This is a genomic window from Chthonomonas sp. (genome assembly GCA_016788425.1).
In the GTDB taxonomy this organism is placed as follows: Bacteria; Armatimonadota; Fimbriimonadia; order Fimbriimonadales; family Fimbriimonadaceae; genus JAEURQ01.
In genome coordinates this window covers 1,084,166-1,097,701 of sequence record JAEURQ010000002.1, presented here as the reverse complement: position 1 = coordinate 1,097,701, position 13,536 = coordinate 1,084,166, and the positions used below count along the sequence as shown (strand labels likewise).

Below are 13,536 nucleotides of genomic sequence, written 5' to 3'. Positions count from 1 at the left end.
ATGGTTTGGCACCTCGATGTCGGCTCGTCGCATCCTGGGGCTGTACAAGGTCCCAAGGGTTCCGGAGTTCACGGATTAAAGCGGCACGCGAGCTGGGTTCAGAACGGCGTGAGCCAGTTCGGTCCCTATCCACTGCGCGCGTAGGAAATTTGAGGGGAGACGCTCTTAGTACGAGAGGACCGGAGTGTACTGACCTCTGGTGTACCAGTTGTCCTGCCAAGGGCATACGCTGGGTAGCCACGTCGGGCAGCGATAAGCGCTGAAAGCATCTAAGCGCCAAGCGCACCCCAAGATTAGATTTCCCATTTCGAAGTAAGGGCCCTGGAAGACTACCAGGTGATAGGTCACGTGTGGAAGCGTAGCAATACGTGCAGCTGAGTGATACTAATGGCCCGAGGGCTTAAAAAATTAAGTTCAAACTTCGTTCGAGTGCGTTCTACTATTCGGTATGTAACTGCCAGAGTGACTTCAATCGCTCTACACAATTTGTATTCGCGTGACCATGGCGAGGAGGTCACACCCGTTCCCATCCCGAACACGGCAGTTAAGCTCCTCTGCGGCGGAAGTACTCGGTGGGTGACTGCCTGGAAGATAAGCACGTTGCGCGGATACAGAATATTTTCATCGGAGGCTCTCAGTTTGAGAGTCTTCTTTGTTTTTTGGTACAGGCTCTTGCTGCCGTGCTCGGAATGGTCACCGTTCCCATCCCGCCGTCCTCGATTTCTCGGGCAGTTAAGCGAGTCTGCGGGGGAAGTACTCCGCGGGTGACTGCCTGGAAGAGTTGCACGTTGCGCGGAACCAGAATATTTTGAGAAGGCCCCTTTCGAGGGGTCTTTTTTTGTTGCTGCCGTGCTCGAAATGGTCACCGTTCCCATCCCGCCGTCCTCGATCTCTCGGGCAGTTAAGCGAGTCTGCGGAGGAAGTATTCGGTGGGTGACTGCCTGGAAGGGTTGCACCTTGCGTGGAACCAGAATATTTTCATCGGAGGCTCTCATTTTGAGAGTCTTCTTTGTTTTTGGGTACAGGCTCTTGTTGCCGTGCTCGGAATGGTCACCGTTCCCATCCCGCCGTCCTCGATCTCTCGGGCAGTTGAGCGAGTCTGCGGCGGAAGCACTCCGTGGGCGACTGCCTTGAAGAGTTGCACGGTTCGCGGAACCAGAGTGTTTGTGAAGAAGCTCGCTGCGGCGGGCATTTGCTGCCGTGTAGGGGGGGGGGCGCCACCGTTCCCACCCCGACGGCCATCGGATAGACTCCAAGTCGTGGAAGTCCCCCTCTATCTCGCCGACGCGTTCATCACCGACTGCTTCCGCGGAAACCCGGCCGCGGTGTGCGTCCTCGAAAATCCGGCCCCCGAACCGTGGATGCAGGCGGTGGCCAACGAGATGAACCAGGCGGAAACCGCCTTCGTCCACCCCGCCACGAACGGCGATTGGAGCCTGCGATGGTTCACGCCAACGCGCGAAGTCGAGCTCTGCGGGCACGCGACCCTAGCCTCGGCGCACGTGCTCGCGACCACAAACCGCGCCTCGCTCCCTATCACCTTCCACACGCTAAGCGGGCCGCTCACGGTATCCGCAACCCAAACGGGATATCAGATGGACTTTCCGGCGTGGCCAACGCCCGAACACATCAACATCGCCGAAATCGAAGACGTTCTGCAAACCAAGCTGGTCGAAGCTTGGGCAAACGACAATGTCTACCTCGCCGAACTTGAGTCGGAAGAAGCCATCCAACACCACCGTCCGGATTTCAATCGCATCCTCACCCTGGGGCGAGTCGGAATCATCATCACTGCGCGCGGCGCGGAAGCCGACTTCGTCAGCCGATTCTATGCTCCGAACTTCGGCGTGCCCGAGGATCACGTCACCGGCAGCGCGCATTGCTCGCTGGCGATGTATTGGTCCGAACGGCTCGGCAAAACCAAGATGGTCGGCCACCAACTCTCGCCGCGGGGCGGGGAAGTCGGCGTGGAACTCACCGGAGACCGGGTGCTTCTCACCGGACAAGCGCGAACCTTCCTGAGTGGAACCATCCAACAGTGATCTCGGTATCATTCGAACAATGATCGTTCAAAACACACCCGACCTGGAACTCACCGATGCCAGCTGCCAAGCCGCGACCGGCCGAACTCCCGATGCATGGTATGCCTACCTCGATGGGATTGACGGCCTCAAACTCGGGCGCCGCGACAGCATCCACGCCATGTATGGCGAGGCGGAAAAGGCGCTGGGCAAGGGCACGAACGACACCTCTTGGTGGCTAACGACGGTCTACGTCAACTACGAAAAGCGCCACGACATCCGTAAGAAGGATGGGCTGTACGAAGGCTATTCGATCTGCTGCACCAAGAACATCGCCGCCCCGCCGGCAAAAACCTACGCCGCTTACATCGCCAACTTTTCCGAAATCTTCGGCGATAACCCCAAGCAGGATGTCACCGAGGGCGGGAAGATCAGCTGCCAAGGCGGCTGCGAAGGCACCTTCACACGGATCCGCCCGGACAAGGACTTGCGATTTACTTGGAGTCACCCGGGCTGCACCGCGCCGATGGTGGTGGACGTTCAGTTTCAAGACGCTAAAGGCAAAACCATGATGAATGTCATGACAAGCCGAATCCAGACGCGGGAAGAAGCCGATGGTCTCCGCCGCGCCTGGGGTGAGGCGCTGAACCGCCTGAAGCCGCTGGCCGAAGCCTAGGCCTTACGCGTGTAGGTCGTTTTGTTGAACTGAACCCAGCTGCCGTCGGGCATTTCGCCAAACGAGGTCATGGTGCGCGTGTTGGCGTCCACCAGTTCGTGCACGTCGCGATACTTGGCGGTCTTGCCCGGCTCGTCGCTCATCATGTCGGGGCCTTCGCAGTTCAAGGTCATGGTGCGGCCGTCGGCACTGAGCTCGCCGGTGTACTTCCACAGGTGGCTGCTCACGTTGGCATACCACGCGCCGCGGTACTCGCCGAAGGTCACATCGTAGCCCAGCGCCATGTAATATTCCATCACATCGCCGTCGGGCATGGTGGATTTTCCGTGCGCGTGCGCCCACAGTCCGCCGAAGCTCGTCACCGATTCGGTGCCTTCGCCGTGCATCTCGGGTTGGTCAGGCCCCATCACCATGGTCATGGAAGTGGTCCATTCACCAAGCAGGTTCTTGAGCCATTCGTGTTGGGAAACGGGCTTTGTCGGCCCGGGCATATCAGAGGTTTCGGTACTCATCAGTCTTATAATAACGCGTCCCGAGGCGCAGGTGTTGGCACAAAAAATCGCGGAGCCGTTTCAACGGCCCCGCGACTTTCTCGTGCTATGAACTCACACTGACCGGGATCAGGCTTTCTTGCGGCTGCGAATCAGAGCCAGCCCGCCGAGTCCGAGAGCGATGAAGGAACCCGGTTCGGGCACCACTCGGGCCGCCGTGATGCCACGGATTTGGATCAGGGTCCCATCGGTGCTTGCGCCGTAACCACCGATGCTGGTGATCGCCGTCCCGGCAGCATTGACCCAGGCCAGGCTGTTCAAGCGGGTCAGGAACAAGCGGTTTTCGTCTACTTTCCAAGCGTGGTCGTAATCCACGTCAAAGCCAGCGAAGCTGTAGATGTTCGATCCATAGGTCGCGCTTGAATACACACCGAACGGGTTGAACAGCTTGTTGCGGTGGGCACCAGCATTGAAGTTATCGTCAACGAGATTCAGGTCGCCGCTGCCATCCAAGAACAGGTTGTCCCCGTCGCCCATGCCCGTGGCGTTGTTGTTGCTGATCAGGCCGTAGCTGTTGTTCAGCAGGGCCAAACTGCCGCTGAAGAAGCCGCCGGGGCCGTGGCTCACCACCAGACCGCCGTGGCCACCTGACCACTCGATGCCTTCGAAGAAGGCCGAAGGGATGCCCGTGCTCACGACGGTGGCCGTGTTGGAGAACGGATTGATTTCCACCAATTGCGAAGAGAAGGCGCTCAGGGTCTGCACCGTCAAGAACCGCTGCGTGACCGGGTTGTAGGTCAGGCCGCTCGTGTTGATGCTGTTGTTGCCGCTAAACGTGAATTGAGCGGTGGCTGCGCCAGTGGTCGTATTGATCTTGTAGAAAGTGTCGATATTGTTGCTTCCGTGCGAGACTCCGTAGAGGTCGTCCGCGGAGGCGAACACCGTCATGCTCAAAAGAGCAGCTGCGAGAATAGTTCGTGTTTTCATTGTCGTCCTCGGACTCAGCGTCCTGCCCCCTTATTGTCGAGTTTGAAAACATGTGTGACCAGACATGACAACTCTATGACGTACCATAGTTGGCACGTCCCAACGTCTGGTACCCTGCTCTTACCCATGGACGTTGTGCAACAGTTCGGTCGCGAAGCGGAAAAGTACCTTGCCAGCCCTACCCACGGCGACCAGGCCGAGCTCTCGGATTTCATGAAGTTGGTACAGCCCCACGGCGGCCACATCATTGATCTGGCCACTGGCGCGGGTCACTGCGCTTTTGCCGTCGCGCCTTTTGTCGATCGCGTCACGCTCTGCGATGTGACACCCCGCATGCTGGAGGTAGCCATGGCCGAAGGCGAGCGCCGGGGCCTTACGAATCTGGAGGTGTTGCAAGCGGATTGTCACGACCTTCCGGTTCCGGCGGCCAGCTTCGATGGCGCGATTTGCCGCTTGGCTGCTCACCACTTTTTGCAGCCCTGGACGTTTTTAGCGGAGGTTCACCGGGTGCTCAAACCCGGCGGTTGGTTTTTGTTTGTGGATACCGTGGGGATTGAGGAAGATGTCTTGGCGAGCAAGGCCCTTGACCAGTACGAGACCATCCGCGACCCTTCGCACGTGTGCGATTATCTTGCCTCGCAGTGGCGCGAGTGGTGCGAGCAAACGGGTTTTGCGGTGGAACATCAATCGTCGCTTCATCATCGCTACCCCCTGACCACATGGCTCGACCGCATGAGCGTGCAAGAACCGCAACGCTCGGAGTGCACCGAGATCCTCCGCGCCGCAACGGGGGCGTTGAAGTCATACTTAAGTCCTGAGTGCGACGAAAACGGGGAATGGAGTTTCTTACTTCATCAAACCGTGATTGTGGCTCGGCGGGGAGAACAGTGACGTTCCGGTCATTGCCGCAGTAAGATAAATTTGAACCCCGCATGAACTCTGAGACGAACTCTTTACACGACCAAAAAATTGTTGTCCTCTGCATAGAGGATGACGTGGCGATTCGCCGCCTGATCGGCGCGGCCCTTTCGGATACCGAATTTAAGCTTATTGAGTGCGAAAATGGCCTGGATGGAATTGCCGCGATTGCCAAGCAAAAGCCAGAAATCGTGCTGCTCGACATGGGCCTTCCCGACATGGACGGGGTTTCTGTCATCAAAGAGATTCGGAGCTGGTCTTCGGTTCCGGTGATCTTTGTTTCGGCCCAAGGCGCTGAGGATGACAAGATCAACGCATTGGAAGCCGGAGCGGACGACTACGTAACCAAGCCGTTTAGCGTGAACGAGCTGCTCGCCCGGATCCGCGTGGCTTGGCGGCGCACCCAAGGCATTAAGGCCGCGCATGAAGATGCCGTGCTTCGGTTTGGCGAACTCGAGATCGATCAGCTAGGCCGCTCGGTGAAGCGCTCAAACGAGGTGGTTCACCTTACGCCGATCGAGTACAAACTGCTCGTGTTCCTGGCCAAGCACGCCGGGCGCGTGGTCACGCAGCGTCAGATTCTGGCCGCGGTGTGGGGCGACGAGTACTCCGAAGAGGCGCAATATCTGCGCGTCTATGTGGGCTATCTCCGCAAAAAGCTGGAGGATGATCCGGGCAATCCGAAGCTGATCATGACCGAACCTAGGGTCGGATATCGCCTTTTAGGCTAAGAATCTTTCCTACGCAACTCTTATAGAAGGCAGGCTTTCTCTAGCTTGCCTCTTATTTTTACTGACGTATAGTCCTATGTAGCCGAGCAATCGGCTGGAGATGGGACGATGAAAGAAACAATCACTGAACAGTCGAATACCCGCCAAATGGAATGGGCCGTTGTTTCGGCCACTTGCTTTGAGGAGTTTCGACAACAAAACGAAAAGGGCGCTCGCGCCTTCTGTCTGAAGTTAACTCGTAATGTTGATGAGGCAGAAGACATTTATCAAGATTCGATGATTAAGGCTTTCCAAGCGTTTGATCGCTACGACGATCGCCGCGCTTCGGAAGCTTGGCTCCGCCAGATCATCAAGTGCACCTTCCTAGATAAGTTGCGCCGTATGAATCGCCGAGTGAGCACGGTTTCGTTTGGTCAACTCAGTGACGATGATCACACCTTTGATCCTGCCGCAGATACGCTGACTCCGGAGGAAGTTCTGATGGAAAGCACGGCATCGGAGCTGTTCGAAAAGGCATATGCTTTGCTCAACGAAAAGGATCAGGCAATCATCAAGTTGCTTTCACAGGGCGACCTTGATCGAGCCGAGATTGCCGAGGCGATGCATCGCAAGGTGTCGAGTCTCAAGTCTCGCATCCACCGGGCTCGCCGCGCGTTCCAAGCCGCTATCCGCCACGTCATGGTGACGCAAGGCGTGCAAGACCCCTACATGAAGGAGACCCTGATATGAATCACGTAACCGATAACAAGAAGCAAATTGCTGTGGCGCTCAGCGCCGTCGCCGGGATTCTTGCCTTCGCGGTACTCCGCAAGGTAGGCCGACAAAATTTCATCAAGGCGTTAACCACCAGTGTGACCGCCGCAACCGCCGCTTGGTCTGCCTTTGGCAAGGATAAGCAAGAGCAAACCAGCGCGACACCGACCACAAGTTAGGAAGAAAAGTCATGTTACATTACGCTGTCGTTTTTCTCGTCATCGCACTGATCGCTGGAGTCCTTGGGTTCGGCACTCTTGCTGGAGCCTCGGCTGGAATCGCAAAGATTCTGTTCCTGATCTTTCTTGTGATGTTCGTACTTTCGCTGCTCTTTAAGAAGGGCCGCACCGCTTAAATCTGGAGGAAACTAATGAATAGTGAGAACACCTTTGACAACACTCAGGATGTCAATCGCTCGCCGAACGCGATGGCACCGACACCCGACGTGCCGAACCAGGCGCAAACCGATAACCGGCGAGACCAGCCGGCGGGCAGCCGACCTCAGTATGGGGAGGACTTTGACTATGATCAAGCCGACTCGCACCTGAAGTTGTTCGAAACCGACTACCGCCGGTTTGAAGAGGAAAATGCGACCCAGCCGAAGGAATGGTGGGACGAATCGAAGCGGGCCGTCCGCGCCCAAATGGAAGAGTTGCGCGCCAACCTTAACCGCATGAAGGACAACGCGCCCGACGCGTGGGGTGAGATGCGAGACTCCATCGGAGCCGCTCTCGGCAACCTCGGCGATGGGTATCGCAAGGCGGTTCGCGAGCTAAACGAGCAACCGAACCAACGCCCGCAAACTTAACATCCCCTGCGAAAACTACTACTGGCCGGTGCATCTGCACCGGCACTTTTTTCGTTTGTTCTATCGTGGAAGACGATCTTGTTCACGAACTTCGCGAGATGAATCGCCTGCTGGAGCTGCAGCTCGCCGCGCAGAAAGATTGGCGGCTCTCGCTGCGCAATGGTTTGCTGGCCGGGCTCGGTGGGTTCCTTGGCGCGACCATCGTCGCGGCCATCTTGGTCAGCTTCCTCAAGCCGATCCTGACTTACGCCGGATTGGAAGGCTATCAAGCCGCCATGGATCGGCGGCTCGACCAGAAGTAGCCTAGCGAGTCTGCGCGCGAAGCCGGCGAATCGCGTGCAATAGATCGTCGCGTCGCACCGGCTTGGGGACGTGCAGATCAAAGCCGGCCGCAATGGCCGCCTCGCGGTCTTCCGTCTGGGCGAAGGCGGTCAAAGCAATCGCCGGAGTTCGGGCGATCTGCGTCTCGCGCGAGGCCCGCAGAACGCGCACCATGTCGTAGCCATCGCGCATCGGCATACCAATGTCGCTAATCAAGAGGTCAGGCCGCAGCACATCCAGCGATGCCTCGGCGTCGTCCACGGAGGGGAAGTCAAACACTTCGGCGCCCGATGAAGTCAGCAAGGTCGTTAGCATGTGCCGCGTCACCTCGTCATCCTCCACCAGCATGATCCGGCACTGAACCGGGTCGCGGCCCGCTTGAGCGTCATCCCGAGGCGTAATTTCGGTGGGCGGTGCAATGGCGAGCGGCAGAAGCACTTCAAATGTACTGCCGCGGTTAAGACCTGCGCTGGTGGCCGTCACCGACCCGCCATGTGCCTCGACAAGTTGCCGGACAATGGCGAGACCGAGCCCAAGGCCGCCTCGCTCCCTGGTAATCGTGGCGTTGGCTTGCTGGAACTTTTCGAAAATTTGAGGCACAACGCTCGGCTCAATCCCGATGCCGTCGTCCATTACCGTGATGACCGCCTGACCCTGCCGCGCACCCACACGTACCTCAATCTTGCCGTTTGGATTCGTAAACTTGAGGCTGTTGGACACCAGGTTTCCGATCACTTGAGACAGTCGCAAGTGGTCGCCGCGAACGTAAAGGTCATCAGCCTCCACGGCTAGGCTTAGGCCGCGATGAGAATCCTGGGCGCGCAAGGTCATATCGCGCACCACTTCCTGCGCCAGTTCGGCGATGTCCAGAACCTCCCAGGAATAGCTTAACTGGCCGGTGACAATTCGGCTCATGTCGAGTAGGTCGTCAATCAGCTGCGCTTGCAGTCTCACGGAGCGGTCAATGGTTTCGATGCCCTCTTCAATTTCAGGATACTTGTCGATTTTTGAGCGCAGGATATCGGTCCAACCGACGATTGCGGTGAGCGGCGTTCGTAGCTCGTGGCTCAAAGTCGCCACAAATTCGTCCTTCATCCGGTTGGCTTGCTCGGCATCGCTCCGCTTTGCGCGCTCGTCAGCCAGCTGCTGCTCGCGCAACCGTTCCAAAACAACCTTCTCTGAGACGTTTTGGACAAACACGCCGGTCGGCGCTTTCTGCTCGGTTGAGCCATACACGCGAAGTTCGAAATGGAGTTGTCCAGCTTCATCCGCGACCTTTACAATGTTGAGCCCCGTTGGATTACTTGAAACCGCCTGGAGCTCTTCAAACAGGTGCTGATTCCCCGCGTAGTCAAATGCTTGGAGGAAGTGCTTCCCGACAACCGCGTCGTAATCAGATTGCACCAGTTCGAGCAACGCCCGGTTTGCGAACGTCACGTTCCAATCCTTGTCCAGCGCATAGAAGCCGTCGCTCATGCGGTCCAGAACGGTTTGATAGCTTTCGTTGCTCGCCGCGAGAGATTTCTGCGCCTTCTCTTCGTTTTCGTTGGCGACGCGGAGAAGTTCCCCGAGTCCGCAGATGACCAGCCACGCAAGTAGTGAGCCCACCAAAGCGATGGCGTCGCCCGCACTATTGATAAGGAAAGTCTTGTCCGGTGTGAGGAAGAAGTAAGTCCCGATGATCAGCGAAAGCGCAGAGGCAAGGAGTCCCGGTCGTGCACCCCCGTAGAACGCGGCGATGGAAATGGGGATCGTAAAGAAAATCAGTGGCGCGCGCGTGCCCGCCGCATCTTTAATGGAGTATCGCAGCAAGGCAATCAGCAACGTTCCGCCTACGGCCACAACGTAGGGGAACCAAGACGGCAGGGAATTCTTATAACGAATCACGCTACCTTCGAAAATACCGAAGGTAGCGTAAGAAAGGTGTAAGGGTTTGGTGAATTATTGGCCGACGCCGTTCCACGAGCGGTCAAGCGTCTCGGTGGTCGTGTTCGGCCCGACCAAGGCTCGCACCGCAATTGGCTTCACGTGACCGTCCACCCACGTGACGATCACCTTGTCGGTCGAGAATCGTGGCCACAGCTGACCTTGCGACCGCGCGTCCGGATACGTGAATCCCGTCCAGGGGGCTCGGTTCGGCGCGCCGCTCGGCGGATCGATCCGCGAGAATCCGATGGGGTTGCGCACGGGGGTCGGCGCGCCGCCGCTCAGCGAACTCGACGAAAGGTCCTTCATGGTCGCCTCGGCCATCATCACCGTGTCGGCCGGATATCCCAGGCTCGTCGTCGGCACGCCCGCGTACCAATAGGGAATGCGGCCCATGCCGTTCGGGTTCGGAGCGTCGGTGCGCACGTTCAGATACTTGTAGTTCAGGCCGTAGCTCGAGTTCGCGCCGAGCAGATAATCCTTGTACTGGTTGGCCGGGTCGAATCGGCCGCGACCGCTCGCGTCTCGCGTGGCGGGGTCGTCCTTGGTGTCGGCCGGGCACAGCAGAATCTTCGTGCTCTTGGCGTACGGCTGAATCAAAAGCCCCCAGTAAACAAAGCCTTGCGCCGTGGGATATTGCATGTCCAGCGGGTTGTCGGTAAACAGCGGCGGCATCGAATCGTCATGGGCATCCACGTACATGACCGAGGCGAGCCCGACTTGCTTGAGGTTGCTGATCGACGCGGTTTTCTTGGCGCTGGCTTTTGCCTGCGTGAAAACGGGGAACAGGATCGCCGCGAGAATCGCGATGATCGCAATGACGACCAAGAGCTCAATGAGAGTGAATGCGCGTCGCATGACCAATAGTCTGCGAGCGCGCCGGCTGGTTGCCTTTGCCTAATTTGATGATTCCGTGGCTCAGCTATCGGTCGCGCGTCGAGTCCATTACGGGAGACATGCTTCCGACGCGCTAGGCATGAACCACGCGCGGAGTTCCGCGCTTGTACCGACCCCGAGCATCGATGATCAGCGGGCAACTGGCGAGCAGCATGTCGTAATCAAAGGCCTTATGATCGGTCGCCAAAATCGCGCAATCAAACTGGGCGAGGTCAGTCGCTGTAAACGGCACCGAGGTCAGCTCAAAGCGGTGCTCGCGCATCCGGGGGAACTCAGGGAAGTGGGGATCCGTGTAGGCGATTTCCGCGCCGTACTCGCGCAGAATCTCCATGATCTCGCAGCTCGGCGATTCGCGAGCGTCGTCAATGTCGGGCTTGTAGGCAATGCCGAGCACCAAAATCTTGGCTCCGCGAATCGGTTTGCCTTGCGCGTTAAGGCCGTCCATGGTTTTTTGCACCACGTAGCGCGGCATCTCGTGGTTCATCTGCCCGGCCAATTCGATAAAGCGGGTGTGGACGCCAAACTCCTTGGCCTTCCAAGTCAGATAAAACGGGTCAATGGGGATGCAGTGCCCGCCAAGCCCGGGGCCGGGATAGAAGGGCGTGAAGCCAAAGGGCTTGGTCGCGGCGGCGCGAATCACTTCCCATATATCAATGCCCATGCGATCGGTCACGACCTTCATTTCGTTGACCAGGCCGATGTTGACGGCGCGGTAAATGTTTTCCAGTAGCTTTGCGGTCTCGGCGACTTCCAGCGTGCTGACCTCGTGAATGCGATCCACGATTTGACTGTAGAGGGCCGAGGCGAGGCGAAGGCACGGCTTGCAGTGGCCGCCCACCACCTTGGGAATGGTGCGCGTTTCGAAGTCGGGGTTGCCCGGATCTTCGCGTTCCGGGGAGTAGGCCACAAACACATTGGTGCCGACCTTAAAGCCTTGCGATTCCAGCGGGGCGACCACGGTCTCTTGCGTTGTCCCCGGGTAGGTCGTGCTTTCCAGCGAAATCAGTTGCCCCTCGCGAACGTGCGGCAACAGGCTCGCCATCGTGTTGGTGATGTAGCTGATGTCGGGCTCCAGGTGACGACCCAGCGGCGTCGGCACACAGAGGATAAGGCAGTCTGGCACCGCCGCTTGAGCAAAGTCGTTCGACACCGCGAGGCGACCGGTCGCGACGGCACTCTTCACGCGCTCCGCGCCGATGTGCTCAATGTAGGTTTCGCCCGCTTGCAGGCGCTTCATTTTTTCGCCATCGATGTCCAGGCCGACCACGCGGAACCCGGCTTCGATGGCGGTGAGGGCGAGGGGCAAGCCCACGTAGCCCAAGCCGACGATCCCCACAACATAAGATCGGTCGGAAATTTTCTGCAGTAGCGCGTCAACCATGAGGCAAAAAGTGGCCCGCATTGTTGCGGGCATCCTAAGATGGTACCTTTCGCAGCGGGTTCAACGCCGAGAGAGCGCGTTCCCGGGAACTCAGTTTTGCAAAGTCTTTGTACTATCGTCTAAATTGGAAACATCCATGAAACGCCGCGCCACCACAATCCTGATCCCCCTGTTTGTTGTCGCTCTCGCGAGTGCCGCCACGGCCCCGCTGATGACCCTGGCTGATGCCAAGAAACTCGCGACGGAAACGATCACTCCCGAGATTTGCCGCAACCGCCTGACTTTCATCGCCAGCGACGCGCTGATGGGTCGCGACACGCCCTCTCAGGGTTTGGATGTCGCCGCGGAGTTCATCGCGTTCGAGATGCGCCGCTTTGGTGCCAAGCCGGGCGGCGACAACGGCACCTTTTTCCAAAAGTTTGCGCTGGCTCGGGCCCGCTTCGATAAGGCAAGCTCGGTTACAATCGGCAACGTCACCATCACCGGGGCCGACATGGAAGGCAATGCGGTGGACGCCACCGGAACCGGCGACGTGGTGTCGTACGGCGAGAACTTCGACTTCAATGCCGCGAAAGGCAAAATCGTCCTGATCCCGGCCGGCAGCCCCAACAGCGTGGAAGGACGGCTGGCGACGGCGGGTGCAGCGGCCGCACTTCGCGACAGCACCATGACCTCGGAAGCCCTGAAAGCAAGCGCCGAGAACAATCGTCGCGGCGGCATGCAGCCCGAGTTTCGCATTGGTTCAGGACCCGCGCAAATGCCCAGATTGCGCGCGTCGGCTCAGGCTTTCGGCGAGCTGGCGAAGGCGAGCGGCGCGGCCAGCTTTAAGGTCGTTCGCTCGATGGAGCGCGTGTGGACGCAAAACGTCGTCGCCGTGGTCGAGGGCAGTGACCCCAAACTCAAGGCTGAGTATGTCGCGGTAGGGGCGCACTACGACCACGTGGGCGCGCGCACGACCGGCGAAGGCGATCGCATTTTCAATGGCGCGGATGATGATGGCTCCGGAACGGTTGCTCTCATTGGCATGGTCGAAGCGGCGATGAAGGGTCCCAAACCCAAGCGCTCGCTCATTTTTGTGTGGCACGCCGGGGAAGAGAAGGGCCTGTGGGGCAGCGAATACTTCAACGAAAAGCCGACGGTTCCGGCGGGCAGCATCGTGGCCCAGCTCAACATCGACATGATCGGTCGCTCCAAAGCGCCGGGCGATACGAACGCGCGCAACAAGACCCTGACGGGGCCGAACGACATCTACGTCATTGGCACCACGATGATGTCCACACGTCTGGGCGAGATCATCCACCAGACCAACAAGGACTTTCTCAAAATCGGCTACGACCCGCGTTACGACGCGCCCAACGATCCCGAGCAGTTCTTCTATCGCAGCGATCACTACAACTACGCCAAGAAGGGAATTCCGATCTGTTTCTGGTTCTCCGGGGTCCATGAGGACTACCACCAAGCCGGCGACGAAGTGCAAAAGATCGACTTCAACAAGCTGGCGAAGGTCACGCAGACGGTTTTCGTGACGGCCATTGCGGTCGCCAATGAGCCGACCCGTCCGAAGGTAGACAAGCCGCTCACGCGCTAGTACAACCTTCGCCCGGCCCCCGCATAACTGCTAGGTTT

At 58.5% G+C, this 13,536-nt stretch carries 15 protein-coding genes and 2 rRNA genes; 12 read left to right on the top strand and 5 right to left on the bottom strand.

Features of this window, described 5'->3' with window-relative positions; translation table 11 throughout:
• The 4 genes from JNJ45_07290 to JNJ45_07275 form a co-directional block, all read left to right on the top strand.
• Positions 1-408, top strand: a 23S ribosomal RNA gene (locus JNJ45_07290); the annotation flags it as partial.
• Between the two features lie 84 nt (positions 409-492).
• Positions 493-609, top strand: a 5S ribosomal RNA gene (rrf, locus tag JNJ45_07285).
• Between the two features lie 650 nt (positions 610-1,259).
• On the top strand, positions 1,260-2,042 hold the full coding sequence (locus JNJ45_07280) for a PhzF family phenazine biosynthesis protein (protein ID MBL8048469.1): 783 nt from the start codon (positions 1,260-1,262) through the stop codon (positions 2,040-2,042).
• Positions 2,043-2,061: 19 nt separating this feature from the next.
• The gene (locus JNJ45_07275) at positions 2,062-2,697 is read left to right on the top strand and encodes an SRPBCC domain-containing protein (GenBank protein ID MBL8048468.1); all 636 of its coding nucleotides are present in this window, start codon (positions 2,062-2,064) and stop codon (positions 2,695-2,697) included.
• Here the strand turns inward: JNJ45_07275 and JNJ45_07270 are convergent.
• Both JNJ45_07270 and JNJ45_07265 read right to left on the bottom strand, forming a co-directional pair.
• Positions 2,694-3,209, bottom strand: a complete 516-nt coding sequence (locus JNJ45_07270) for a DUF1579 domain-containing protein (protein MBL8048467.1) — start codon at positions 3,207-3,209, stop codon at positions 2,694-2,696. The two genes, JNJ45_07275 and JNJ45_07270, sit on opposite strands and share 4 nt — an antisense overlap.
• A gap of 108 nt (positions 3,210-3,317) precedes the next feature.
• Positions 3,318-4,175 (bottom strand): PEP-CTERM sorting domain-containing protein, encoded by an 858-nt coding sequence (locus JNJ45_07265; GenBank protein MBL8048466.1) that lies wholly within the window; start codon positions 4,173-4,175, stop codon positions 3,318-3,320.
• Between the two features lie 126 nt (positions 4,176-4,301).
• Here JNJ45_07265 and JNJ45_07260 point away from each other — a divergent pair, with 126 nt between their 5' ends.
• From JNJ45_07260 to JNJ45_07230, 7 genes are all read left to right on the top strand, one after another.
• Positions 4,302-5,066, top strand: a complete 765-nt coding sequence (locus JNJ45_07260; GenBank protein MBL8048465.1) for a class I SAM-dependent methyltransferase — start codon at positions 4,302-4,304, stop codon at positions 5,064-5,066.
• Positions 5,067-5,107: 41 nt separating this feature from the next.
• Positions 5,108-5,824 (top strand): response regulator, encoded by a 717-nt coding sequence (locus tag JNJ45_07255; GenBank protein MBL8048464.1) that lies wholly within the window; start codon positions 5,108-5,110, stop codon positions 5,822-5,824.
• Positions 5,825-5,971: 147 nt separating this feature from the next.
• Positions 5,972-6,553, top strand: coding sequence for an RNA polymerase sigma factor (locus JNJ45_07250; protein ID MBL8048463.1), 582 nt, complete (start codon positions 5,972-5,974; stop codon positions 6,551-6,553).
• Complete coding sequence (locus JNJ45_07245; GenBank protein MBL8048462.1) at positions 6,550-6,756, top strand: hypothetical protein; 207 nt, start codon at positions 6,550-6,552, stop codon at positions 6,754-6,756. Before JNJ45_07250 ends, JNJ45_07245 begins: the two co-directional genes overlap by 4 nt.
• An 11-nt stretch (positions 6,757-6,767) precedes the next feature.
• Positions 6,768-6,932, top strand: a complete 165-nt coding sequence (locus JNJ45_07240) for a DUF1328 domain-containing protein (GenBank protein ID MBL8048461.1) — start codon at positions 6,768-6,770, stop codon at positions 6,930-6,932.
• Positions 6,933-6,947: 15 nt separating this feature from the next.
• The gene (locus JNJ45_07235; GenBank protein ID MBL8048460.1) at positions 6,948-7,385 is read left to right on the top strand and encodes a hypothetical protein; all 438 of its coding nucleotides are present in this window, start codon (positions 6,948-6,950) and stop codon (positions 7,383-7,385) included.
• Positions 7,386-7,450: 65 nt separating this feature from the next.
• Entirely contained in the window at positions 7,451-7,687 is a 237-nt protein-coding gene (locus JNJ45_07230) for a hypothetical protein (GenBank protein ID MBL8048459.1), read from the top strand.
• A 1-nt stretch (position 7,688) separates the two neighbouring features.
• Here JNJ45_07230 and JNJ45_07225 read toward each other — a convergent pair whose 3' ends face one another.
• The 3 genes from JNJ45_07225 to JNJ45_07215 form a co-directional block, all read right to left on the bottom strand.
• The gene (locus JNJ45_07225; GenBank protein ID MBL8048458.1) at positions 7,689-9,593 is read right to left on the bottom strand and encodes a response regulator; all 1,905 of its coding nucleotides are present in this window, start codon (positions 9,591-9,593) and stop codon (positions 7,689-7,691) included.
• A 54-nt stretch (positions 9,594-9,647) separates the two neighbouring features.
• Complete coding sequence (locus JNJ45_07220; protein MBL8048457.1) at positions 9,648-10,496, bottom strand: prepilin-type N-terminal cleavage/methylation domain-containing protein; 849 nt, start codon at positions 10,494-10,496, stop codon at positions 9,648-9,650.
• A 106-nt stretch (positions 10,497-10,602) separates the two neighbouring features.
• Positions 10,603-11,931 (bottom strand): nucleotide sugar dehydrogenase, encoded by a 1,329-nt coding sequence (locus tag JNJ45_07215; protein MBL8048456.1) that lies wholly within the window; start codon positions 11,929-11,931, stop codon positions 10,603-10,605.
• A gap of 115 nt (positions 11,932-12,046) precedes the next feature.
• On the opposite strand from JNJ45_07215, the gene JNJ45_07210 reads away from it, so the two are divergent.
• Entirely contained in the window at positions 12,047-13,498 is a 1,452-nt protein-coding gene (locus JNJ45_07210; protein ID MBL8048455.1) for a M28 family peptidase, read from the top strand.
• Positions 13,499-13,536 lie beyond the last annotated feature (38 nt).

Bases quoted from the DNA above. Each gene is read 5' to 3' on its own strand.
- JNJ45_07250 (MBL8048463.1), top strand. From the start codon at position 5,972: ATGGAATGGGCCGTTGTTTCGGCCACTTGCTTTGAGGAGTTTCGACAA.
- JNJ45_07235 (MBL8048460.1), top strand. From the start codon at position 6,948: ATGAATAGTGAGAACACCTTTGACAACACTCAGGATGTCAATCGCTCG.
- JNJ45_07265 (MBL8048466.1), bottom strand. From the start codon at position 4,175: ATGAAAACACGAACTATTCTCGCAGCTGCTCTTTTGAGCATGACGGTG.
- JNJ45_07210 (MBL8048455.1), top strand. From the start codon at position 12,047: ATGAAACGCCGCGCCACCACAATCCTGATCCCCCTGTTTGTTGTCGCT.
- JNJ45_07215 (MBL8048456.1), bottom strand. From the start codon at position 11,931: ATGCGGGCCACTTTTTGCCTCATGGTTGACGCGCTACTGCAGAAAATT.
- JNJ45_07270 (MBL8048467.1), bottom strand. From the start codon at position 3,209: ATGAGTACCGAAACCTCTGATATGCCCGGGCCGACAAAGCCCGTTTCC.
- JNJ45_07240 (MBL8048461.1), top strand. From the start codon at position 6,768: ATGTTACATTACGCTGTCGTTTTTCTCGTCATCGCACTGATCGCTGGA.
- JNJ45_07260 (MBL8048465.1), top strand. From the start codon at position 4,302: ATGGACGTTGTGCAACAGTTCGGTCGCGAAGCGGAAAAGTACCTTGCC.
- JNJ45_07245 (MBL8048462.1), top strand. From the start codon at position 6,550: ATGAATCACGTAACCGATAACAAGAAGCAAATTGCTGTGGCGCTCAGC.
- JNJ45_07255 (MBL8048464.1), top strand. From the start codon at position 5,108: ATGAACTCTGAGACGAACTCTTTACACGACCAAAAAATTGTTGTCCTC.
- JNJ45_07275 (MBL8048468.1), top strand. From the start codon at position 2,062: ATGATCGTTCAAAACACACCCGACCTGGAACTCACCGATGCCAGCTGC.